This is a genomic window from Trueperaceae bacterium, from assembly GCA_019454765.1.
Lineage (GTDB): Bacteria > Deinococcota > Deinococci > Deinococcales > Trueperaceae > JAAYYF01.
In genome coordinates, this window is sequence record JACFNR010000025.1 from 19,895 (window position 1) to 40,405 (window position 20,511).

A 20,511-nucleotide genomic window follows, 5' to 3' on the forward strand; every position below is an offset into this window, starting at 1 on the left:
GGGGCCCGACTGGTCGCTCGAGGCGCTCCTATGGGACCGCGGCCTCCGCCTGGTGGCGGGCGTCGACGAGGCGGGCCGCGGCGCCCTATGCGGGCCCGTCGTGGCCGCCGCGGTGATCCTCCCGGCCGGTTCATCGCTGCCGTACCGCGACTCCAAGACCCTCGGCGCCGCCAGGCGCGCCGACCTGGCAGCCCGCTTGCGGGGCGAGGCGGTGGCGCACGCCGTCGGCTTCGCCAGCGCGCGCGAGGTCGACGAGCTGAACGTACTGGCGGCCACGGTGCTGGCCGCCCGCCGCGCCATCGCCGCCCTCGAGCCGGCCGCCGACGGCGTCGTCACCGACTACCTGCGGCTGGGCCTCGACCTGCCCGAGCTCGCGGTGGCGGCGGGCGACGCGCGATCCTGCCAGGTGGCGGCCGCCAGCATCCTCGCCAAGACCGTGCGCGACGCGCACATGGTCGAGCTGGCGGCCGCGTACCCCGGCTACGGGTTCGAGCGCCACAAGGGTTACGGCACGGCGGCGCACGTGGCGGCCATCGCCAGGCTGGGACCGTGCCCAGAGCACCGCGTCACCTTCGCGCGAGTGATGAGCCCCACCGCGACCACGCCGGCCGCACCCGACCCGTAGAATGGCGCAGCACCCGAGGGCGCGCCGCACGGCGCGGCGGTGAGGTGAGCCCGGAGCGCCGCGGCGCTGCCGGCCGGAGCAGCGGCGGGGCGGCCGCGCGGCGCCGGGGCGGGACCAACGTTAGGAGCGACAACCATGCCGGAGTGCATCGGTGTGAAGTTCGACAACGGGCCGAAGATCCATTACATGGAGGCGCCGCCGACCATCCCGGCGCCGGGGACGCGCTGCGTGGTGACCACGCGGCGCGGCCTGGAGCTGGCGCTGGTGCGGACCGGCGCCACCGAGGTCGCCAAGCCGCAGGGGCACTACGTGCGTGACGCTCAGGGCGATGACATCGCCCGCTACGAGGAGCTCAAGGCGAAGGCCGAGGACCTCAAGTGGCTGCTCAAGGCGCGGGCGCGGCAGGCGGACCCCAGCGTGAAGGTGGTGGCCGTCGAGTTCAACATCGACGAGACCTTGCTGGTGGTGAGCTACACGAGCGAGCAGCCGGCGCCGTTGCGCGTGCTGGCGGCCGAGCTCGTGGCGCACACCGACGCGCGGATCGAGTTCGCGAACATCGGCCCCCGCGACCAGGCGCGCATGTTGGGCGCCCTCGGGGTGTGCGGCGACGGCAACTGCTCGAGCACGTGGCTGCAGAGCTTCAACGCCGTCAGCATCCGCATGGCGCGCGACCAGCAGCTGCCCCTCAACCCGGAGAAGATAAGCGGCCCGTGCGGCAGGCTGATGTGCTGCCTGCAGTACGAGCACGAGATGTACCGCGAGCTCCTGAAGGGCATGCCGCGCAAGGGAGCCAAGGCGTGCCACGACGGTAGCGGCACCTGCGGCAGGGTCGTGAAGCTCAACCCGCTGAAGGGCACGGTCGAGCTGAAGACGGACGAGGGCGGAGTGGTGGAGTTCCCGGCCGACGAGGTCAGCCGGATGCGCGGGGGCAGCGCCTAGCCGGCCACGCCGACCTGCCGCAGGCGCAGCGCGAGCACGGCGCAGGCGAGCGGCACCTGCGCGTAGGCCGCGATGGCGCGCTCGCAGGCGTCGATCTCGTCGAGGGCCGCCGCGTACGCGGCGGGTGGCCGGTCGCGCAGCAGCTCCCTCAGCCACCCGAGGGGACCTGGCAGCGTGCCGGCGTCGGCCGCCGCCGCCACCGCCTTGGCCAGCCCCTCGGCCCCCGTCAACGCCTCAAGCAGGTCGCCGGTCAGCGCAGAAGCGAAGGCCCGGGCCGCTGCCCGCGCAGCCTCGGTGGCGAGGGCGGCGTCCAGGGAGGAGAGCAGCGCGCCCGGCTGGCCGAGACGCAGCGCCGGGTGACCCTCAAGCGCTGCCGCTGCCACGTCGGTCCCGAGCGCGTGAAGCGCCGCCGCCGGGTCCACCGCGCCGAAGCGGATCGTCACGCAGCGCGACGCCACGGTCGGGAGCAGTTCCTCGGGGCCGGCCGCGACGAGGACGACGAGCGCCCACGCTGGCGGCTCCTCCAGCATCTTGAGGAACGAGTTCGCGGCGGCCGCGTTCATGCTGCCCGCCTGGTCGATCACACCCACCCGCACCCGGTAGCGCGGCCGAGTGACCAGCCACGGCCCCAACGGTTCGGGGTCGCCCTGTTCCCGCCTCACGAGCTGATCGATGCGGATCTCGGGATCGCGCTTGGCGCGGCCGGAGCCCGTCGTCGCGGCGGGCGCCACCTCCTTCAGGTCGGGGTGGGTGCCGGCGGCGAGCAGGCGACAACTCTCGCACCCGCCGCACGGACCGGCGCCCGGAGCGCGCTCCGAGCAGTTGACGAGCGCGCACAGCCAGCGCGCCGCGAGGCGCCGCCCCACCTGCTGTGGTCCGGCGAAGAGCAGCGTGCGCGGTCCGCGCCCCGCGCCCCATAGTCGCGTCAGTTCCGTCAGGACGGCGTCGTGACCGACGGGGGCGAGGGGCGGCGCCGACGTCACCTGCCGGCTTCCAGGCGCGAAGCGAGCATCTCTGGGTACCCGGCGGCCACCACGTCGAGCTGGACCGACTTGAGGTCGTAGTCGACACGGTGGTGGTGGATGACGCCGGCGCCGGCGTCGAAGATGAAGTACGAGGCCAGTGGGACCTGGTCGCGGGGCTGCCCGACGGCACCCGGGTTGGCTATGACGCGGGCCAGGGGAGGGATACGGTAGGACGTCTCGCGCGCGTCGCGGAACGACACCGTGCGCCACAGCTCGTTCGAGCCGTTGCTGGTCGTCGCGAAGAGCTTGGGCACGTGGGTGTGCCCCACGAACAGGAGCTTCTCGGACATGAGGCCGACGTTCGCCTGCGCCGTCGTCAGGGTGGACAGGTACTCCCAGTCGTGGCTGAGCGCGCCGTGGGCGGCCTCGAAGCCGCGCGCCACGTGGCGCCGTTCCAGGCTCTGCAGGAACCGCAGGGAGTCGCCGCTCAGGGTGACCAACTGCCGTTCGAGAACGTTCATCACGATGCCGGCGGCCCAGTGGTCGCCGAAGTCGCCCTGGGCCAGGTCGAGGAGCGCCGAGTCGTGGTTGCCGAGGATGCGGACCACCGGGTCGAGCTCGATGAGGCGTTGGACCGCCTCCTCGGCGTGCGGGTAGTAACCGACGGCGTCCCCCAGGAAGATGGTGGCGTCGAAGCCGCGTCCCTTGGCCTCCGCGATGACCGCTTCGAGGGCCGGCAGGTTGGCGTGGACGTCGCTCAGCACCAGGTAACGCATGCGGCAATGGTACCAGGGCTTCGGGGCCCTGGAGGAACGGTGGCAGCGGCTATACTTGGGGGGTGCGCCATCGTCCCCGCCGCGTCCGTCACGTCTGGGTGGGCCTCGCCTTGCTCATCGTGACGGCGTTCACATCAGCAGCCGCACAGGTCTCGGTGCCCACCTTCGGGACTCGCGGCGCCGTTCCCGAGGAGCTGGTGGGTCGGTTCATGGCGGCGTTCCGCTCCGCCGTCGGCGCGGCCACCGGCCTCGAGGTCCGCAACGGCGAACTGATCACGCCCGGCATAGCAGGCAGCCTCGAACCCGAGTTCGCGATGCTCATCGCCGAACTGGATCAGGCGCGTTACGCGGTGAGCGGTGAACTGTCGCTCGTGCAGTCGGGGGACGGCAGCGGATACGCCATCAACATCATCGTGGTCGACGCCGAGAAGGACCGCAGCAGCGACCTGATCAGCCTCCCGCTCGACCCGGCCGGCATGCGTCCCACCGTCGACGAGCTGGCCGCCGCGGTGGCGGCCTTCACGAGCGCGCGCCTCGAGCTTGTGAAGGGCGACGCGGGCCTCTTCGTCTCGAGCGAGCCGGCCGACGCCCAGGTGTTCCTCGACGGGGTGGCGCTCGGACGCACCTCTCACCTGGACGTGGTGATGGCGGCGCCCGGCCGCTACCAGCTCGAGGTCCGCAAGGAGGGGTTCCTGCCAGACGTCCGCATGGTGGAGCTGCGCGGGGCCGACACGGCCTTCGTGCACGTCGTGCTCACGGCCATCTCGGGCGGCAGCATCCAGGTCCTGGCCACGCCTCGGGCGAACGTGTCCCTCGACGGCGTACCCGTCGGGGCGAGCCCGCTCACGCTGGCGGCCCTACCGGGCACGCACCGCGTGACCCTGACGCGCGAGGGGTTCGAGGACGAGGTCATCGACGTGCTCGTTCGCAACTACCGCGTGTCGCGCGTCGAGCGCGAGCTGAACCCCGCCGCCGACCCCCTGGTCTACTGGGACGAACGGCGCGAGGTCCTCATCTACATCGACGGGATGATCCAACCGGGCGCCTACGCGGCCGGCATCAAGCCGGGGCTGCGCACCTTCGAGCTGCGCGAGTCGCGCGAGTCACGCACGTACCTCAGGGCGGTGCCAGAGCACGGCGTCTACCGCCTCGACCTCAAGACGGGCGAGTTGGTCGCGGAGTAGGGCGCGCCGGCGCGGCCGTCGGGCGGGGACGTCACTCCATGGGTAGGCGCAGGGCGAGGGTGAGGGCCAGCTCCGTCCCCCGCACGGCGGCGCTCGTGTCCCCAGCGTCCGTCGCCACCTGCAACCCCGCCTCCCACCGCCCGCCACCCAGGTAACCGGCGGCCGGCACCGACGCGGACGCCGCCACCCGCAGCGCCGCCACGTCGTGGCGGTACGGCTCGAAGGCGGCGTCCACGCCGACGCGCGCCGGCCCCAGGTCCTCGGCCAGCGAAGCCCTGGCGCCAAGTGCGGGCCCGGCGGGCGACCAGCCGACCAGCGCGGCGAAGCTCCAGTCGGGCGCGCGGCCGCGCGGTAGCGTCACGCCGATGCCGACGGCGGCGTCGCGGCTCGCCCCGCCCGGGCCGGCGTAGCCGCGCGCGACCAGGTCGAACTCGTTGTCGCCGAAGAGCTTGAGGAGGCGCAAGCGCGCCTCGCCCCGCCAGTGCGCCCCGCCCGCCAGGTAGAGTTCCGGGTCGAACTCGAGGATCAGGTTGCGGTCGAGGCGGGCCGTCAGGCCGACCTGGAAGCCCAGTGCCGCGCCCGCCAGGACCGGACGCTCCGCGCTGGCCACCAAACCGCTCCGGAAGGCGGCGGGCCGGGCGCCGAACGCCACCGCCGTCACGCGCACCGCGACGGGGCCCACCACGCCGCGCGCGCCCAGGCGCCCCTCGGCCGCCGCGTCCGTGCGCAGCGCCCCCCACCCCTCGACGATCACGTTGCCGAGGGGCCCGAAGGCCCGGTTGGCCGCCACGCCCAGGCCGACGCGGGCCGCGCCGCCCTCGTAGCCCAGCTCGAGCGTGGCGGTGCCGCCCTCGACCTTCATGGCCTCGAAGCGCACCGCGAAGCCGAGCGCCTGCGCGTCCCGCGCGGCGAGGCTCGCCTCGAGGCGCGCCTCGAGGCGCGCGTGCTGCGCCGCCACCGTCGGCGCCGTCAGCGCGAGGAGGCAGAGCGCGGCGAGTGCTCGTGGCAGCGTCCCTGTCATGAGGTGCAGCGTAACCGGCCCGGGCGCCCGCCGGAGCTGCGCCGGGCTGGTGGTAAAGTGGGCGGCCTGCCGGCGGCGGGGCCCTTGGCGGCCACGCGCCGCCGCACCCCCCAACCTGCACCGGAAGCGAGTGACACCGATGAGAATACTCGGCAACCTGACGGTCCTACCCAAGCTCCCCCAGCCGATCGCCGGCCTGGACGAGCTGGCGCACAACCTCTACTGGTCGTGGCAGTCCGACGCGCGCCGCCTCTTCCGGCGCCTCGACCGGGAGCTCTGGGAGGGGTGCCACCACAACCCCGTCGCGCTGCTGCGCGACATCGACCAGGAGCGCCTCGACGCGGCCGCGGCCGACCCCGACTTCCTCGCCGACTACGCCGCCGTAATGGAGCAGTTCCGCGGCTACCTGACGCGCCGCACCTGGTTCGACGCCGCCGGGCATGACGGGCACGTCTACGCCTACCTGTGCGCCGAGTACGGGTGGAGCGAGGCCATCGCCCTCTACTCCGGCGGCCTGGGCGTGCTGGCGGGCGACCACACCAAGGCGGCCTCCGACCTCGGGGTCCCGCTCGTGGCCGTCGGCCTCTACTACCGCGAGGGGTACTTCCACCAGCGCGTCGGCCCCGATGGGCGCCAGGAGGCCGTCTACCTGCGCTCGAACCCCGCGGCCCTCCCGTTCGAACCGGCCCTAGGACCGGACGGCCGGCGCGCTAGCGTGACGGTGAACCTCTTCGGTCGCGACGTCGAGGTCGCCGCCTGGGAGGCGCGCGTCGGGCGCGTGCGGGTCGTCCTGCTCGACGTCGACGTCGACGCCAACGGCGCGGAGGATCGCCAGCTCCTCGCCCGCCTCTACGGCGGCGACCAGCGCACCCGCGTCGCGCAGGAGATGATCCTCGGCCTTGGCGGCGTCCGCATGCTGCGGGCCCTCGGCGTGACTCCGACCGCGTGGCACATGAACGAGGGCCATAGCGCCTTCTCGGTGCTGGAACGGTGCCGCGAGCTGGTCGCGGCCGGACTCGACTTCGCCGCCGCGCGCGAGGCCGTCATCGCGAACACCTTGTTCACTGTCCACACCCCCGTCGCGGCAGGCAACGACGCCTTCGGCTTCGACCTCGTCGACCAGGCGTTCGGCCCCTTCTGGACCGGGCTGGGGCTCGACCAGGGGGCGTTCCACGACCTGGGCGGCGCCGACCTCGGCTGGGGCCCGGTCTTCAGCATGCCGGCCCTCGCCATCAGGTTCTCGAGCGGCCGCAACGGCGTCGCCGCCCTGCACGGCGACACGAGCAGGCACATCTGGGCGCGGCTCTGGCCCGACGTGCCGGTCGACGAGGTCCCCATCGGCCACGTCACGAACGGCGTTCACGTGACCACGTGGGCGGCGCCCGACGTGGCCGACCTGGTGGAGCGCGCCGTCGGACCGGAGTGGCGCGACCACATCGACGACCCGACTGCCTGGACGGCCGTCAGGGCGCTGCCGGCTTCGGACATCTGGCGGGCGCGGCGTACCATGAAGGCGCGCAGCGTGCGCTTCCTGCGCAGGCGCCTCCTCAGCCAGCTCGACCGCCACGAGGCCACGCCGACCCAGCTCCACGACTCGAGCTCGTTCTTCGACCCCGAGGCGCTCACCATCGGCTTCGCCCGGCGCTTCGCGAGCTACAAGCGCGCCACCCTGATCTTCTCCGACCTCGACCGCCTCGCGACCATCATGACCGCTCCCGAGCGCCCCGTGCAGCTCGTCTTCGCGGGCAAGGCGCACCCGGCCGACCAGGAGGGACAGCAGCTCATCGCGCAGATCCACAACCTGTCCCGCGACCAGCGGTTCCACGGCCGCGTCCTGTTCGTGGAGGACTACGACATGGCCATCGGGCGCGCCCTGACGCGCGGCGTCGACGTGTGGCTCAACAACCCGAGGCGGCCCCTGGAGGCGTCGGGCACGAGCGGCATGAAGGCCGCCATGAACGGGGTCCTCAACCTGTCGATCCTCGACGGTTGGTGGCCGGAGGGGTACGACGGCGTGAACGGTTGGGCCATCGGCGCGGGGCGCACGTTCCAGGACGACGCCCGCTCCGACGTGGCCGACGCGGACGCCCTCTACGACCTGCTGGAGCGCGAGGTCGTCCCGCTCTACTACCAGCGCGACGAGGAGGGCGTGCCCGTCGCGTGGCTGACGCGCGTTGCCGACGCCATCGCCAGCGTCACCCCGCGCTTCAACGCCCTGCGCATGGTCAAGGAGTACGTGGAGCGTTACTACGCCCCGGCCAGTGCCCGCGGTAGCGCCCTGGCGGCGAACGAGCACGCGGCGGCGCGGGAACTGGCCGCCTGGCGCGCCCGGGTGGCCGAGCGCTGGCCCAAGGTGACGGTGCAGGCCCGACCCATGGTGGAGGCCCGCTCAGAGATTGGCGACGCGCTCGAGGTGACGGCGACCGTCGACCTGGCGGGGCTTGACCCGGCCGAGGTGGTGGTCGAGGTCGTCTACGGCCCGGAGGCGGAGGGTCTCGACACCTCCTTGGGGCGCGTGGCGATGGAGCCGCTGGCCGGCGGCGACGCCGGCGCGGCGCGGCGTTACCGGGCCCTGGTGCGCCCGGCCGTCAGCGGCAGGCTCGTCTACGGCGTCAGGGCCTACGCCACGCACCCGGCGCTCGCCTCGCCTTTCGATTCCCACGCCATCACCTGGGCCGCGGCGCCGGCCTGAGGCCGGCCCCTAAGCGACTTCCTGGTCCGTGACGACGAGCAGGCGCTCCAACGCCCCGACGGCACGCGCCGGGTGCTCGTCCAGCTCGCGCGCGGCCGCCGGCGTCAGGGGCCGGCCAGGCGCCACGCTCGGTGCGTACCGGCCGAAGGTGGCCGTCAGCGCCGGCAGCTTGTCGGCGCCCCTCACCAGGAACAGCACGAGCCGACTCCGGCTCAGCGCGGTCGCCCCGAACGTGAGCCGGTCCCTCACGCTCGCCGTGGCGGGAGCGGTCGTGGCGAGGGTCATCTCCTCGCGCAGCGCGTCGCCCGTGCCGGGGAAGAGGCTGGCGGTGTGCCCGTCCGCACCGAGGCCGAGCAGCGTGACGTCGAACACGGGCTCGGTTCCGAGCAGCCCCTCCACCACGCCGCGGTAGGCGGCCGCCGAGGCCGTCGGGGTCGACAGTATCGGCCACGGATGGATGTTCGCCTCCGGCACCGGCACGTGGTCGAGCAGCGCCCGCATGGCCGCACCCGCGTTGCTACCAGGCATGTCGGGCGTCACGAAGCGCTCGTCGCCCCACAGGAACGTGAGGCGGTCCCACGGCAGGTCCGCCCCCACCAGGTGGTGGTAGAGGGGCAGGGGGGTGGAGCCACCGGCCAGGACGAGGAACGCCCGGCCACGCGCCGCCACGGCCCGCGTGAGCGCTTCCGTCACGAGGGGCAGGGCGCCTCTCGGAACATCGTTCGTCCGCACGATCTCCGGTCCGGTCATGCCGGAGTATAGCGGCGCGCCCCTCGCCCCGCCGGGGTCGATAGTAGACTCGCTCATGACCCACACGCGAGGAGAGGCCCTGCGCCTCATGGAGGAGTGGACGCCGTCCGAGAGCCTCCGCAAGCACATGTTGTCGGTGGAGGCCGCGGTGGTGGCGTACGCCGCCAAGTACGGCGAGGACGAGGAGACGTGGGCGGTGGCCGCGCTCCTTCACGACTTCGACTACGAGCGGCACCTGAACCCCGATCGGGGCCGGGACGGCCACCCCTGGGTGGGCGTGCGGGAGCTCGAGGAGCGCGGCTACCCGCGCCTCGTCCTCGACGCCATCCTCGGGCACGCCGACTACACCGGCGTCGCGCGCGAGTCGCTGTTGGCCAAGGTGCTGTTCGCCTGCGACGAGCTGACCGGGCTGGTGACGGCGGCGGTGCTGGTCAGGCCCGACAGGGACGTCCGCAACCTCACGCTCTCGAGCCTCAAGAAGAAGTGGAAGGACAAGGCGTTCGCTCGCGGCGTGAACCGCGACGACGTGCGGCAGGGCGCCGCGGAGCTCGGCGTGGATCTGGACGAGCACATGGGTTTCGTCCTCGCCGCCATGCAGGCCCGCGCGGCCGAGCTCGGGTTGGACGGTTCGCCCTCGACCTGAGGCCGGGACGGGTCAGCGCACGGCCGCGACGGGCGAGCGCCACCCCGACGGACCCACCGGCCAGCGCAGCACCCAGACGACGCCACCCCGCACGGCGCCGGCGGGAAGGGGGCCGAAGCTGCGCGAGTCGAGCGAGGCGAGGGGCCGCCGGTCGTCGCCGACCACGAACAGCTCGTCCTGCGTCAACGTCACGGGCGCCACGTCGGCGCCGCCCGCGCGGCCCTGCGACAACCACGGCTCGGAGGCGGGCGCCCCGTCGAGGAGCCGCGCGCCCCGCGCGTACGCGATCGTCTGCCCGCCCGTCGCCACCACCCGCTTCAACAGGAGGGCGGGCGCGAACGGCCAGGCAGGGGCGGCGGCTCCGGAGCCCGCCGCGGTGGGGTCGGTCACGGCCACGACGCTCCCGTCGGCGGTCAACGGCCCGAGGAGCCCCGACCGCTCGAGGGCGGCGTGGAGGGGCGGCCTGATCACGACCACGAGCTGACCGGTGTGGAAGGTGGGGGCCATGCTCTCGCCGCTCACGCGGAGCACGGTCGCGCCCAGCTGGGTCACGGCCACGCCGAGCGCCAGTCCGACGAGGACGGCCAGGGCGCCGCGCAGGGCGGGCCGGGGCACGCGCGGGCCCGTCAGCCCTTCTTGCCGCCCCGCCCGACGACGCGCGAGAGGGTGCTCCGCATGGCCGTGAGGCCGGTGTCGAGGGTGCCCTTCCCGGCGGTCGCCTGCGGCTCGGCGTCCGGCGCCGGGTCCGTTCCCGCATCGGACCCGGCGGGCGAGTTGAGCGCCAACACCCCCGCCCAACCGCCCGCGGCAGCGAGCGCCCGTTCGGCGGCGCGTTCGCCCTCCCACACGATCTCCTCGAAGCTAGTGAACGACTCGATGCGGTAGTGCGGCATGGCCATGCGGATGCGCAGGTCGCTCGGGTGGATGCTGGCGTGGATGTCGACCAGGATCGACTGCTGGATGTCGGAGGCGCGGAACAGCATCTGCGCCATCGGGTTGCGTCGCTCCAGCTTGACGGTGGCGACCATCCGGTCCCACCAGCTGCCCTCGTCGCCTTGAGACGACACGTACACGGACTGTCGGGGCGGCGTGACGTCCGACGCGATGACGCGGTTGGCGCCAAGCCAGCTGGCTGCGTTGACGGGGAGGTTGTTCACGATGCCGCCGTCGGCGAGGGTGCGACCCTGGAGGTGGACTGGCTCGAACGCGCCCGGGAACGAGGCCGAGGCGCGCACGGCGGCCAGTAGGTCGCCGTCGCTCATCACGACCTCCTCGCCCGACTCGATGTCGGTCGCCACGACCGCGAGCGGCAGCTTCAGCTCGTCGAAGGTGGCGGGGAGGATCTCGCCGAGGAAGCCCTCCAGCCGGTCGCCCTTCAGCAGGCCGGTCTTGAGGGACAGGTCGACCACGTCGCGCCAGTTGGTGCGGTGCGCGAGCAAGTAGAGCTCCTCGGCGGTGGCGCCCGTCGCGTAGATCGCTCCCAGGATGGCGCCCATCGACGTGCCGGCGACCACGTCGAACTTGGCGCCGGCGCGCTCCAGCGCTCGCAAGACGCCGATGTGCGCGAAGCCCCGGGCCCCGCCGCCCGACAGGACCAAACCGACGCAGATGTGACGTCCTGCACGCTCCATCGCCGTGATGCTAGCACGCGCCGGGATACCTCCTCCCGGCGCGTGCGACGCTGGCGGGGCGGACCGCCCCCCGGGCCGGTGACCCGGGAGGCGCCCGCTCAGGGACCCCGTCAGGCGCCCTGCGGCGGGACGACGGCGAGGGTGACCTTCACCTCGCGGGTCGCCCCGTTGTTCCAGACCTTGAGCGTCATCACGTCGCCCGTCTTGGCGCCGACGAGCAGCTTCTGGATATCGGCACCCGTCTTGAGCGTCGCGCCGTTCGCCTCGAGGATGATGTCGCCACCGGCGGGATAGGTCTGACCGCCGATGCTCGCTTGGTATGCGGGGCCCTGCAGGCCGGCCGCCTCGGCCGGTCCACCCGGTTCGACCTGGACGACCATCAGGCCGTGGTCGGGCAGGTTGAGCGCCTTGCGGGCCTCGGCCGGGAACGACGCCACGTCGACCACGGAGATGCCGATGCGCGGCCCGTTCGCCACCGCGATGTTCTGGGCGTACTGGCCGACCAGACCGCCCTCGCGCATGAGCGGCAGGGCCTCCGCCAGCAGCTGGCTGGGCACGGCGAACCCGATGCCGATGTTGCCGGCGCTCCCGTTGCTGGTCATGCCGGGAACGATCATGGTGTTCACGCCCACCAGCCTGCCGGCCGAGTCGAGCAGTGGTCCGCCCGAGTTGCCGGGGTTGATGGCGGCGTCCGTCTGCACCATCGGGATCTCGATACGACCGATGGAGGGCAGTTCGCGCCCGATGGCGGAGACGATGCCTTGCGACACGCTCGACTGGAGGCCGAACGGGTTGCCGATGGCGATCACCTTCTGCCCGACCATGACCGCCGTGCTGTCCGCGAGCTCGAGCGGCAGCGCGTCGGCCGGCATCTTGCTGTCGTCCACGAGGCGCAGGAGCGCCAGGTCGTAGTCCGGGTCGGCCCCGACGACGGTCGCGGCGTACTCCTCGTCGACATCGGCGAACACCACCTTGATGCTGGCGCCGTCGGCCGTGTCCACGCCTGCTTCCACCAGCGCGTCCTTGACCACGTGGTAGTTGGTGACGATCTCGTTGCTGCCGATCACGAACCCTGAGCCGGTGCTCTGCTGCACCTGCTGCTGCTGCGGCAGCAGGTCGTTGAAGGGCGGGAACTGGAACGGCAGCGGGATCTGGTTGATCCGCGAGCCGCGGACCTCGACGTTCACTGCCACGACGCTCGGCCCCCAGCGGCGCACGATGTCGACGGTGTTCTGCTCGTCGGGCAGGAGGGCGGAGGTCGCCTGCGGGGTGGTGGTCGCTTGCGCCGAGACGGACCTAGACGGGAGCCAGACGGCGGCTCCCGCGGCGAGCAGAAGCCCGGCCGCGGTGAGCGTGATGATGCGGCGGTTGCGCACGGTACTCCTCCAAGGGCCCCACGGCGGGGCCCGGCGCGCGGCGCTTGGGGGCGCCGGCGTCCTGGAGCCACCCTAGCGCCGCGGCGTGAAGCGGGTCGTAGATGAGAATGAGCTTCGTGAACGAGCCGACATCGCGGCGCGGTTGCCGAGGCGCTCGAGCGCCAGGACGACTACGGCGCCGACGACGACCAGTCCCGCCGTGAGGAGCGCGGCGCCGGCGCCCCCCGCCGCCCACGGCCAGGTGGCGCCGCCTTCGGGCGAGACGTACGGCCAGACCTTGTAGAGGCTACCGACCATGAAGCCGGTGAGGAGGGCGAGCATCGGGTCCCGGTGGCGCTTGAGCAGGTAGGAGAGGAGACGCGCGAACGACAAGAGGCCGACCATCGCTCCCAGCGCGATGGGGACGATCACGCCGAGGTCGAAGCGCGCCAGCGCCGAGAGCGCCAGGTCGTACTTCCCGAGCAGGACGAGCACGAACGCACCCGAGATGCCCGGAAGGACCATCGCGCAGATGGCAAGGAAGCCCGAACCGAACAGGAAAGCGGTGCCGGAAGGCGTCTCGACCGGCGTGAGGGTCACGACGACGAGCCCCAGCCCGGCCCCGAGGGCGAGCGCCACGGCCGTGAAGGTCCGCCAGCGCGCCACGCGGCGCCCGACCACCAGGGCGGAGGCGGTCACCAGGCCGAAGAACACCGCCATGACGTAGCCGGGGTAGGTGGCGAGCAGGTGGCCTATCACCCGCGATAGCGTCACGAGCGCCGTGCCGATGCCTGCCAGCAGCGGGAAGAGCAGCGCTCCGTTCATCGCCTCGAAGGCGCGGCCGAGCCGCCCTCGCGTCAGGTGGCGCAGGAAGTCGCCACTCGACAGGGCGCTCAGCGACCCGAGCAGCCCCTCGTACACTCCGACGACCATGGCGATGGTGCCGCCGCTCACGCCGGGCACGATGTCGGCGCAACCCATCGCGAACCCCTTGAGGTAGGTTACCAGCGGTCTCGGGCGGTCCGTCGCTGGTGGGGGCGTGAGGTCGGGACGTGAGCCGGCGGGATCGGGCGGTGCGGGCACGCGCGGATGCTAGCACGCCCTCACCCGGGCGCCGGCGGCGCGGCCGTGACGGCCGGCCGCCGCATGGGGTACCCTTCGGGCGGGTAAGTCATGAGCGAGACGACGCTTCACGCCAGACTCGAGCAGACGTTGGCCGACCTCGGGGTCGAGGCGGGGGCCCTAGAGGAACTGGCCTCCAACCTGCTCTGGCGCATAGGCAGGGCGAACGACGACGGTCCGGTCACCGTGAGGGTCGGGCTCGCCTCTAGCGCGGAGCTCTTCCAGAGCCTGCAACGCCTGCGCGGTGCGGCGGACGCCGAGATCGAGGAGGCCGTGAAGGACGGCACGGTCAGGGTCGAGTGGGTGGGACCGCGTCTCCGGGGGGAGCGTTGAAGGGCGGCCCGGCCGTCACCGCGCTGCCTACCGACGACGGTTCCCGCCACCTGCGGTTCAGTCACGACGTCGCCTTCGGGTTGACCGTGGCCCTGGCCAGGACCGACGCCCTCGCGTTCGTGCGCGACGCCGGCCGGTCGCTGCGCCGCGCCGACTTCCTGGAGGAGCTCAGCGTCGCAAGTGGACCGCCGCCGACGGTCAGCGCGCAGCTGCCGGTGCACGCCGCCCCGTTCGGGGCGCGTCGACTGCCGTTCACGAGCGAGATCGTGCGGACGGCCGAGGGGGCGCGACTGGTGGCGGGACCGCCGCCGACCCCCGGCAGCGGCTGGGCCGAGGTCGGAGGTGAGGCGTGGGTGACCGCCGGCGAGGCGGGGCAGAGCCGGCTCGACTACCGGCTCACCGTGACCGTGACCCTGGCGCTGCCTGCCGCCGAGCGCTGGGGCATGCGCGCCCTGCTGAAGATGGTCGAGCTGGCGGGTGCCGCCGTGTTGCGGCGCGTCGTCGAGAGCCTGCCGAGCGCCGTGGAGGCGGCGGCCCTCGAGGAGGTCGCGGCCGTTGACGTGGCGGCGGCCCACGCGGTCGCGCCGCCCACGCTCGAGCCCGGCGCCTAGGCGACTATCACTTGCCGACGCAGAAGCGAGCGAAGATCTCCGCCAACGTCTCCGCCGCCAGCTCCTGGCGGCCGGTCACCGCGCCGAGCGCCTGCAGCGCCTCCTGCAGGTCGAGGGCGGCCATGTCGTGGCGCGCCGCGGCCGCCTGCAGGCCGGCGCGCTCCACCGCCTCGAGCGCCGCTTCCAGCGCGGTCACGTGCCGCTCGTTGCCGACCCAGTACTCCGCACCCGCGGCCGAGCCGAGCAGGGCGGCGACGATCCGCTGCTCGAGCTCCCTCAGCCCGGCGCCCGACTCGGCCGACACGCGTATGGCGCTGGGCGCGGACGGCGGGAGCGGGAGATCCGCCAAGGCCCAGGCCGCGGCGAGGTCCGACTTGGTCGCCACGACCAGAGTCCGTTCGGCACCCGGTCCCGGTGCTCCCTTCGGGACCGCCGGCGGCGTCGTTCCGTCAGCGAGCAAGCCGATCTCGGCGAGCAGGCGCCGGTCGGCGCCGTCGAGCGGCCGCGACCCGTCGATCAGCACGAGCCTTAGGTCGGCCTGGGCCGCGATGCGCCGCGCGACCTCGACGCCGGCCGCCTCGACCCTGTCGCCGGCCGTCCGTAGCCCTGCCGTGTCGATGGCGACGAGCGGGATGCCGCCCAGCGTCAGCGGCGCCTCGAGGTAGTCGCGGGTGGTGCCCGGGTCGGCGCTGACCAGCGACCGCTCGTACCCCACCAGGGCGTTCAGCAGGCTCGACTTGCCGGCGTTGGGTCGCCCAAGCAGCGCCAGGCGCGCCCCGCTGCGGCTGAGTCGACCCGCGTCGGCCGTGGCCAGTAGCGCCCGCAGGTCGGCCACCGCCCGCGCCAGTGGCGCCGCGAGCTCGTGCTCCGGCACCCCCTCGTCGGGGTAGTCGAAGCCCGCCTGCACGGCGGCGTAGGCGGCGAGCAGGTCGGCCCGGATGGCGCCGAGGCGCGCGGTGAGGCCGCCGCTGAGTCCGTAACCGGCGTTGCGGCGGGCCGCGTCCGTCTGCGCGGTCACCACGTCCATGACGCTCTCGGCCTGCGCGAGGTCCAGGCGCCCCGACAGGTAGGCGCGCAGCGTGAACTCGCCGGGTCCGGCGGCGCGCGCGCCGGCCGCCCTGCAGGCGTCGACCGTCGCGCGCAGCACGGCCGGGCCGCCGTGCGTCTGGATCTCGACCACGTCCTCGCCCGTGTAGGAGCGAGGCCGCCGGAAGGTCAGGAGCAGGGCCTCGTCGACGTAGGCGTCGGCCGCGCGCACGGTGCCGTAGACGACGCGGCCGGCGGCGCGCGTGCTCGGTGGACCGCCGCGCCGCGGCGCGAAGACGACGTCGGCCACGGCGTAGGCGCCGGGACCCGACAGCCGCACCACGCCGACCGCGCCGGTGCCGGGGGCGCTGGCGATGGCGACGATGGTGTCGCCGAGGGGGGGTAGGGTTGCCACGCCTCATGGTGGCACCCCGGCCGCCGCGCGACCGTCGGGCGGGGGCCGGGCCGGCGCCGCCGCGCCCCTTCGCTGGTAGAATCGCGGCCACCGCGCGCTCAGCGCCGCCCCCGGAGGCACCGTGGACACGATCGCCGCCCTGCAGCGCCTCGCCTCTCCCACCCTGGACGGCGTGATGCTGTTCGTGACGGACCTCGGTTCGCAGGAGGCCTACACCGTGTTCCTCGTGCTCGCCTACCTGGCCTTGGATGCGTCCTTCGGCCGGCGGCTCGGGGTGACGTTCCTGCTCGGCGCCTACGCCAACGACCTCGTCAAGGTCGTCGTCGCGGCTCCCAGGCCGTTCGAGGTGGATCCGTCGGTCTTGCGGACCGGCGCCGCGGCGACCGCGCCAGGCAGTTCGTTCCCGTCGGGGCACGCCCAGGCCGCGACGACCTTCTGGCTCCTCACGGCCCGCTTCGTCGAGCGGGGCTGGGCGTGGCTCCTCGCGGGCGCCCTCATCGTGCTCGTCTCCCTGTCGCGCGTCTACCTCGGGGTGCACTACCCGCGCGACGTGCTGGCGGGCGTCGCGCTCGGCCTGGTGGTGGTGCTGGCCGCCGCTTTCGTGACGAGACTCGCCCTGTCGCCCGGCAAGGCAGCCGTCGTGGCGCTCGGCGCGTTGGCGCCGCTGGCGCTCCACCTCCTCGTCACCACGCCCGACTCGCACGTGCTGCTGAGCGCCGTGTCTGCGTTCGTCGTCGGGCCGGAGCTGATAGTCCACCGCGCCAAGGGCGGGGTCGTCACCCGGCTCCTGATGGGCCTGGTGGGCGTGGCGCTCGTGGCGGCCGTCATGCTGACGACCTCGCTCGTCTTGAGCGAGGAACTCAAGCGCGGCGCCTTGACGTCGTACCTCCGTTACCTGGTCATCGCGCTGACGGGCACCGTCGTCGCGCCTCTGGCCTGCCGCGCGCTCAGGCTCAGCGGTGGACCGGTGGTCGCGGCGGGTGGCGCCAGGCGGCCGTGAGCGTGGCGGGGCCTGAGTCCGTGGCGCCGCCGCGTCGGCGCGTGCGCCTGACCCTCGAGTTCGATGGCACCGACTTCCGCGGGTGGCAGCGCCAGGCGAGTGGCGAGCGCACGGTGCAGGCCACGGTGGAGGCCGCCTTCGCGGCCCTGCCGGGCGAGCACTCCGCCGTGCTGGCGGCGGGCCGCACCGACGCCGGCGTTCACGCGCTGGGCATGGTGGCGCACGTCGACACGACCTCCACCATCCCTCCCGAGAAGTTGCGCCTTGCCCTCAACGCTCACCTGCCGGACGACGTCAAGGTGTTGACGCTCGCGCCGGCGGCGCCCGACTTCGAGGCGCAGTTCGACTGCCGCTACCGGCGCTACCTCTACCGGTTGCGCGTCATGCGCGGCGACCCGCGGGGAATGGTCATCGACCGTCATCGCCTGCTGGCCGTCCACTGGCTCCCCGACGTGGCGGCCATGCAGGCCGCGGCCGCGAGCCTCCTGGGCACCCACGATTTCGCCACCTTCGCCACGCAGGAGACCCGCAGCACCGTCCGCACCGTCCACCTCTGCGAGCTGCGCGAGGAGCGGGGGGAACTCAGGCTGCACGTGGCCGCCGACGGCTTCCTGCGCAACATGATCAGGACGATCGTGGGCACGCTGCTCTGGGTGGGCCGCGGCAAGCTCGCGCAGGCCGACATGCCGCGCCTGCTGGCGGCCAGGGACCGGCGCCTGGCCGGTCACAACGTCGGTCCTCAGGGGCTCTACTTCGTGGAGGCCGGGTACGGCGCCTGGGACCGGGCGACCTCGGAGCGCGCCGCGGCCGACCTCGCGGTGTGAGCGCGGCCGGCAGGGGCGCCGGGCGCGCCACGCCACGGCCCCGCCGTATACTCGCACCCATGACAATCAGGATCCGGCCGCCGCAGGACGCCGACCTCGAGGCGCTCGCGACGATAGACGCCGACTACGCTGCCCTGCACGGCGTGGAGCCGGTCATCACGCCCGGCGCCCTGCGTTTCTTCGAGAGGAGCGGCCACTCGTTCGTCGCCGAGGGGACCCGGGAGGGGGCCGTCGCCGGCTTCCTCCTGGCGCAGGCCGTGTGGTCCGGCGAGCGGCCGACCGTGCACGGCACTCGCCTCGCCGTGAGCCGGAGCGGGAGCGCCGCGTCGCGCTCGGCGCTGGTCAAGGCGTTGGTCAAGAGCGCCTACGACGCCGGCGTGTACGACCTCTTCTTCAGGACGCCCGCCGGGGACGAGGCGTTGCGCTCCGTCCTGGCGGCAGAGGGCTACCTACCGGACGACCAGCTCACGGTCCAGCTGGTGCTGGGGTCGCGCGGCCAGGGATGGGCGGCATCCCGCGGTGCCTGACGACACGGCGCGGATACTCATGGGCGTGCGCGGCATGGACACCGACCAGGCGCGCGAGGTGGTGATGACCGCCCTTCGGGGAGTGGCCGGAGTGAGCCACGTCGAGGCCGGCGACGCCCTCCGGGTGGCCGTCGAGTACGACCCGACAGAGGTGACCGCCATGGACCTCATCCGTGCGCTCAGGCGCATCGGCTTCCTCGCCGGCATGGAGTGAGGGGCGCCCGCGTCGGTGGTGGCGGTACAATGCCCGACCAGGTGAACGCGGACGGTGAGCGCCGGGGCTTCGACCCGACCAGCGGCCCGCGCCAGGAGGACTCAGGCATGCCCGACGAGAACACGCGCCAGGCCGAAACGGGAGGGGAGGCGGGCGCCGCGCCGGCCGCGGGGGAGGCGACGAAGCGGCCGCCCGGCAAGGCCGTGCCGGGGCTACTCGGCACGTTCGGCAAGCCGAAGGGGGACGCCAAGGAGCGCCCCATCGACCAGGTGAGGGTGTCCGACGCGGCCCTGGCGAGCATCATCGGCCTGTCGGCGCACGAGGTGCCGGGGGTGGTGGGCATGGCCCCGGCCAGCATGTCGGAGGGCCTCAGGCGCCTCCTGGGAGCGCGCCAGGTGGACGAGGGGGTCGTCATAGAGCACCCGCGCGGCGAGCGGCGCGCCGACGTCGACCTGCACGTGGTCGTCGCCTACGGGGTGAGCATCCCCGTCGTGGCCGACTCCGTGCGCGAGCGCGTCAGGTACGCCGCCGAGCACTACGCCGGGATAACGCTGGACCTCGTCCGCGTGCGGGTGGTCGGGGTCAGCCGTGGCTGAGGGGTTGCGTAGCGGGGCGTGGGGCCCCGACGCGGTCGCCAAGGCGTTCATGTTCGCCACGGAGTGGCTCGGCGTGCACGTGGAGGAGGTGAACGCGCTCAACGTCTACCCGGTGCCCGACGGCGACACCGGCACCAACATGCACCTCACGCTGCAGGCGGTGAGGCGGCAGCTGGTGGCCGACAAACCGGAGCGCATGGACCAGGTGGCGCGCGCCCTCTCCTACGGTTCGCTGCTCGGCGCGCGCGGCAACTCCGGCGTGATCCTGTCGCAGGTGCTCAAGGGTTTCGCGGACTCCATCAGGGGGCACAAGGCCGTCGACGCCGCCGGGCTGTCGGCGGCGCTCCTCGCCGGCTCCGACTCGGCGTACGCCGCCGTCATGAAGCCGGTCGAGGGCACGATCCTCACCGTGGTGCGCGAGTCCGCCGCGGCGGGGGAGGAGTACCTGGCGGCCCACCTCGAGGGGACCGGCGCCGAGGCGGGCCCCAACGGCCGGGCGCCCGTGCCCGTCGACGTGCTGCGCGCCGTGGTCTCCGCCGGTCGCGACTCGCTCGAACGCACCCCCGACCTCCTCCCCATCCTCAAGCAGGCGGGCGTCGTCGACGCCGGCGCCCTCGGTTACCTCCACCTCCTCGGCGGGATCCTCGCCTACTTCGAGGACCGCGACCTGCCGCCGCCGCCCAAGGTGACGCGCCGCGCGCAGGAGCAGTTCGAGGAGGAGGCGTACGGCTTCTGCACCGAGTTCCTCCTGGCGGACGTCAAGGAGCCAACCAGCGTCATCCGCGAGCTGGTGGCGCCGTTCGGCGACTCGCTGCTCGTGGTGGGCGCCGAGGGGTTCGTGAAGGGGCACATCCACACGGAGGAGCCCGAGCGGCTCCTCGCCGCGGTGGCCCGGCACGGCCGCATGGTGCGCTCCAAGGTCGAGGACATGAGCGAGCAGCACTCGGAGATCCTCGCCGACGTCGACGCGGCCCACGCCGAGCCGCCCCGCAGCGCCGCCGTGGCGGTCGCCAACGGCTACGGCGTCACCCGCGCCTTCCGGACGCTGGGCGTGCGGGTGGTGGGCGGCGGGCAGACGGACAACCCGTCCGTCGAGGACATCGCCGACGCCGTCCGCAGCGTTGGCGCGCACTCCGTGATAGTCATGCCCAACAACAAGAACATCGTCATGGCCGCCGAGCGCGTGAGCGAACTCCTGCCCGACAAGCGGAAACTGTCAATAGTTGATTGCCGCTCGGGTTACTGAGTTTGGATTGTCGGGC

The 20,511-nt window shown here is 73.4% G+C and carries 22 protein-coding genes; 13 read left to right on the top strand and 9 right to left on the bottom strand.

The window, feature by feature from the left end; translation table 11 throughout:
• Positions 1–49 precede the first annotated feature (49 nt).
• Both H3C53_08315 and H3C53_08320 read left to right on the top strand, forming a co-directional pair.
• Positions 50–625: a ribonuclease HII gene (locus tag H3C53_08315; GenBank protein MBW7916668.1), complete on the top strand. Its 576-nt coding sequence runs from the start codon at positions 50–52 to the stop codon at positions 623–625.
• 135 nt (positions 626–760) lie between these two features.
• Positions 761–1,564: a hypothetical protein gene (locus H3C53_08320; GenBank protein ID MBW7916669.1), complete on the top strand. Its 804-nt coding sequence runs from the start codon at positions 761–763 to the stop codon at positions 1,562–1,564.
• On the opposite strand, the gene H3C53_08325 is transcribed toward H3C53_08320, so the two are convergent.
• Both H3C53_08325 and H3C53_08330 read right to left on the bottom strand, forming a co-directional pair.
• Positions 1,561–2,547: a hypothetical protein gene (locus tag H3C53_08325; protein ID MBW7916670.1), complete on the bottom strand. Its 987-nt coding sequence runs from the start codon at positions 2,545–2,547 to the stop codon at positions 1,561–1,563. The genes H3C53_08320 and H3C53_08325 overlap by 4 nt on opposite strands.
• Complete coding sequence (locus H3C53_08330) at positions 2,544–3,305, bottom strand: metallophosphoesterase family protein (protein ID MBW7916671.1); 762 nt, start codon at positions 3,303–3,305, stop codon at positions 2,544–2,546. Before H3C53_08330 ends, H3C53_08325 begins: the two co-directional genes overlap by 4 nt.
• 62 nt (positions 3,306–3,367) lie before the next feature.
• Between H3C53_08330 and H3C53_08335 the strand changes: the two genes are divergently transcribed.
• On the top strand, positions 3,368–4,489 hold the full coding sequence (locus H3C53_08335) for a PEGA domain-containing protein (GenBank protein MBW7916672.1): 1,122 nt from the start codon (positions 3,368–3,370) through the stop codon (positions 4,487–4,489).
• Positions 4,490–4,520: 31 nt separating this feature from the next.
• Here the strand turns inward: H3C53_08335 and H3C53_08340 are convergent, their stop codons facing one another.
• Positions 4,521–5,510 carry a hypothetical protein gene (locus H3C53_08340; protein MBW7916673.1) on the bottom strand — a complete coding sequence of 330 codons (990 nt, stop codon included), beginning with the start codon at positions 5,508–5,510 and terminating at the stop codon, positions 4,521–4,523.
• A 139-nt stretch (positions 5,511–5,649) separates the two neighbouring features.
• On the opposite strand from H3C53_08340, the gene glgP reads away from it, so the two are divergent.
• Positions 5,650–8,202 (top strand): alpha-glucan family phosphorylase, encoded by a 2,553-nt coding sequence (gene glgP / locus H3C53_08345; GenBank protein ID MBW7916674.1) that lies wholly within the window; start codon positions 5,650–5,652, stop codon positions 8,200–8,202.
• Between the two features lie 9 nt (positions 8,203–8,211).
• Here glgP and pgl read toward each other — a convergent pair whose 3' ends face one another.
• Complete coding sequence (pgl, locus tag H3C53_08350; protein ID MBW7916675.1) at positions 8,212–8,952, bottom strand: 6-phosphogluconolactonase; 741 nt, start codon at positions 8,950–8,952, stop codon at positions 8,212–8,214.
• 55 nt (positions 8,953–9,007) lie between these two features.
• Between pgl and H3C53_08355 the strand changes: the two genes are divergently transcribed.
• Positions 9,008–9,595 carry an HDIG domain-containing protein gene (locus H3C53_08355; protein ID MBW7916676.1) on the top strand — a complete coding sequence of 196 codons (588 nt, stop codon included), beginning with the start codon at positions 9,008–9,010 and terminating at the stop codon, positions 9,593–9,595.
• 12 nt (positions 9,596–9,607) lie between these two features.
• On the opposite strand, the gene lepB is transcribed toward H3C53_08355, so the two are convergent.
• The 4 genes from lepB to H3C53_08375 all read right to left on the bottom strand — a co-directional run bounded on the left by lepB (position 9,608) and on the right by H3C53_08375 (position 13,664).
• Positions 9,608–10,210 carry a signal peptidase I gene (lepB, locus tag H3C53_08360; protein MBW7916677.1) on the bottom strand — a complete coding sequence of 201 codons (603 nt, stop codon included), beginning with the start codon at positions 10,208–10,210 and terminating at the stop codon, positions 9,608–9,610.
• Between the two features lie 11 nt (positions 10,211–10,221).
• Entirely contained in the window at positions 10,222–11,226 is a 1,005-nt protein-coding gene (locus H3C53_08365; protein ID MBW7916678.1) for a patatin-like phospholipase family protein, read from the bottom strand.
• 110 nt (positions 11,227–11,336) lie between these two features.
• Positions 11,337–12,602 (bottom strand): trypsin-like peptidase domain-containing protein, encoded by a 1,266-nt coding sequence (locus H3C53_08370; protein MBW7916679.1) that lies wholly within the window; start codon positions 12,600–12,602, stop codon positions 11,337–11,339.
• Positions 12,603–12,674: 72 nt separating this feature from the next.
• A complete protein-coding gene (locus tag H3C53_08375) occupies positions 12,675–13,664 on the bottom strand; it encodes a DUF368 domain-containing protein (protein MBW7916680.1) in 990 nt (329 codons plus the stop codon).
• A 90-nt stretch (positions 13,665–13,754) separates the two neighbouring features.
• Here H3C53_08375 and H3C53_08380 point away from each other — a divergent pair, with 90 nt between their 5' ends.
• Positions 13,755–14,036, top strand: coding sequence for a DUF3248 domain-containing protein (locus H3C53_08380; GenBank protein MBW7916681.1), 282 nt, complete (start codon positions 13,755–13,757; stop codon positions 14,034–14,036).
• Positions 14,033–14,647: a DUF3809 family protein gene (locus tag H3C53_08385; protein ID MBW7916682.1), complete on the top strand. Its 615-nt coding sequence runs from the start codon at positions 14,033–14,035 to the stop codon at positions 14,645–14,647. The genes H3C53_08380 and H3C53_08385 overlap by 4 nt, the downstream gene beginning before the upstream one ends.
• Before the next feature lie 7 nt (positions 14,648–14,654).
• Here H3C53_08385 and mnmE read toward each other — a convergent pair whose 3' ends face one another.
• Complete coding sequence (gene mnmE, locus H3C53_08390; GenBank protein MBW7916683.1) at positions 14,655–16,049, bottom strand: tRNA uridine-5-carboxymethylaminomethyl(34) synthesis GTPase MnmE; 1,395 nt, start codon at positions 16,047–16,049, stop codon at positions 14,655–14,657.
• 160 nt (positions 16,050–16,209) lie between these two features.
• Here mnmE and H3C53_08395 point away from each other — a divergent pair, with 160 nt between their 5' ends.
• From H3C53_08395 to H3C53_08420, 6 genes are all read left to right on the top strand, one after another.
• Complete coding sequence (locus tag H3C53_08395; protein ID MBW7916684.1) at positions 16,210–17,088, top strand: phosphatase PAP2 family protein; 879 nt, start codon at positions 16,210–16,212, stop codon at positions 17,086–17,088.
• A gap of 2 nt (positions 17,089–17,090) precedes the next feature.
• Positions 17,091–17,912, top strand: a complete 822-nt coding sequence (truA, locus tag H3C53_08400) for a tRNA pseudouridine(38-40) synthase TruA (protein ID MBW7916685.1) — start codon at positions 17,091–17,093, stop codon at positions 17,910–17,912.
• A gap of 59 nt (positions 17,913–17,971) precedes the next feature.
• Positions 17,972–18,439, top strand: coding sequence for a DUF1999 family protein (locus H3C53_08405; GenBank protein MBW7916686.1), 468 nt, complete (start codon positions 17,972–17,974; stop codon positions 18,437–18,439).
• A gap of 19 nt (positions 18,440–18,458) precedes the next feature.
• Positions 18,459–18,653, top strand: coding sequence for a heavy-metal-associated domain-containing protein (locus H3C53_08410; protein MBW7916687.1), 195 nt, complete (start codon positions 18,459–18,461; stop codon positions 18,651–18,653).
• A 260-nt stretch (positions 18,654–18,913) separates the two neighbouring features.
• The gene (locus H3C53_08415) at positions 18,914–19,249 is read left to right on the top strand and encodes an Asp23/Gls24 family envelope stress response protein (GenBank protein MBW7916688.1); all 336 of its coding nucleotides are present in this window, start codon (positions 18,914–18,916) and stop codon (positions 19,247–19,249) included.
• A gap of 49 nt (positions 19,250–19,298) precedes the next feature.
• The gene (locus H3C53_08420; GenBank protein ID MBW7916689.1) at positions 19,299–20,495 is read left to right on the top strand and encodes a DAK2 domain-containing protein; all 1,197 of its coding nucleotides are present in this window, start codon (positions 19,299–19,301) and stop codon (positions 20,493–20,495) included.
• Positions 20,496–20,511 lie beyond the last annotated feature (16 nt).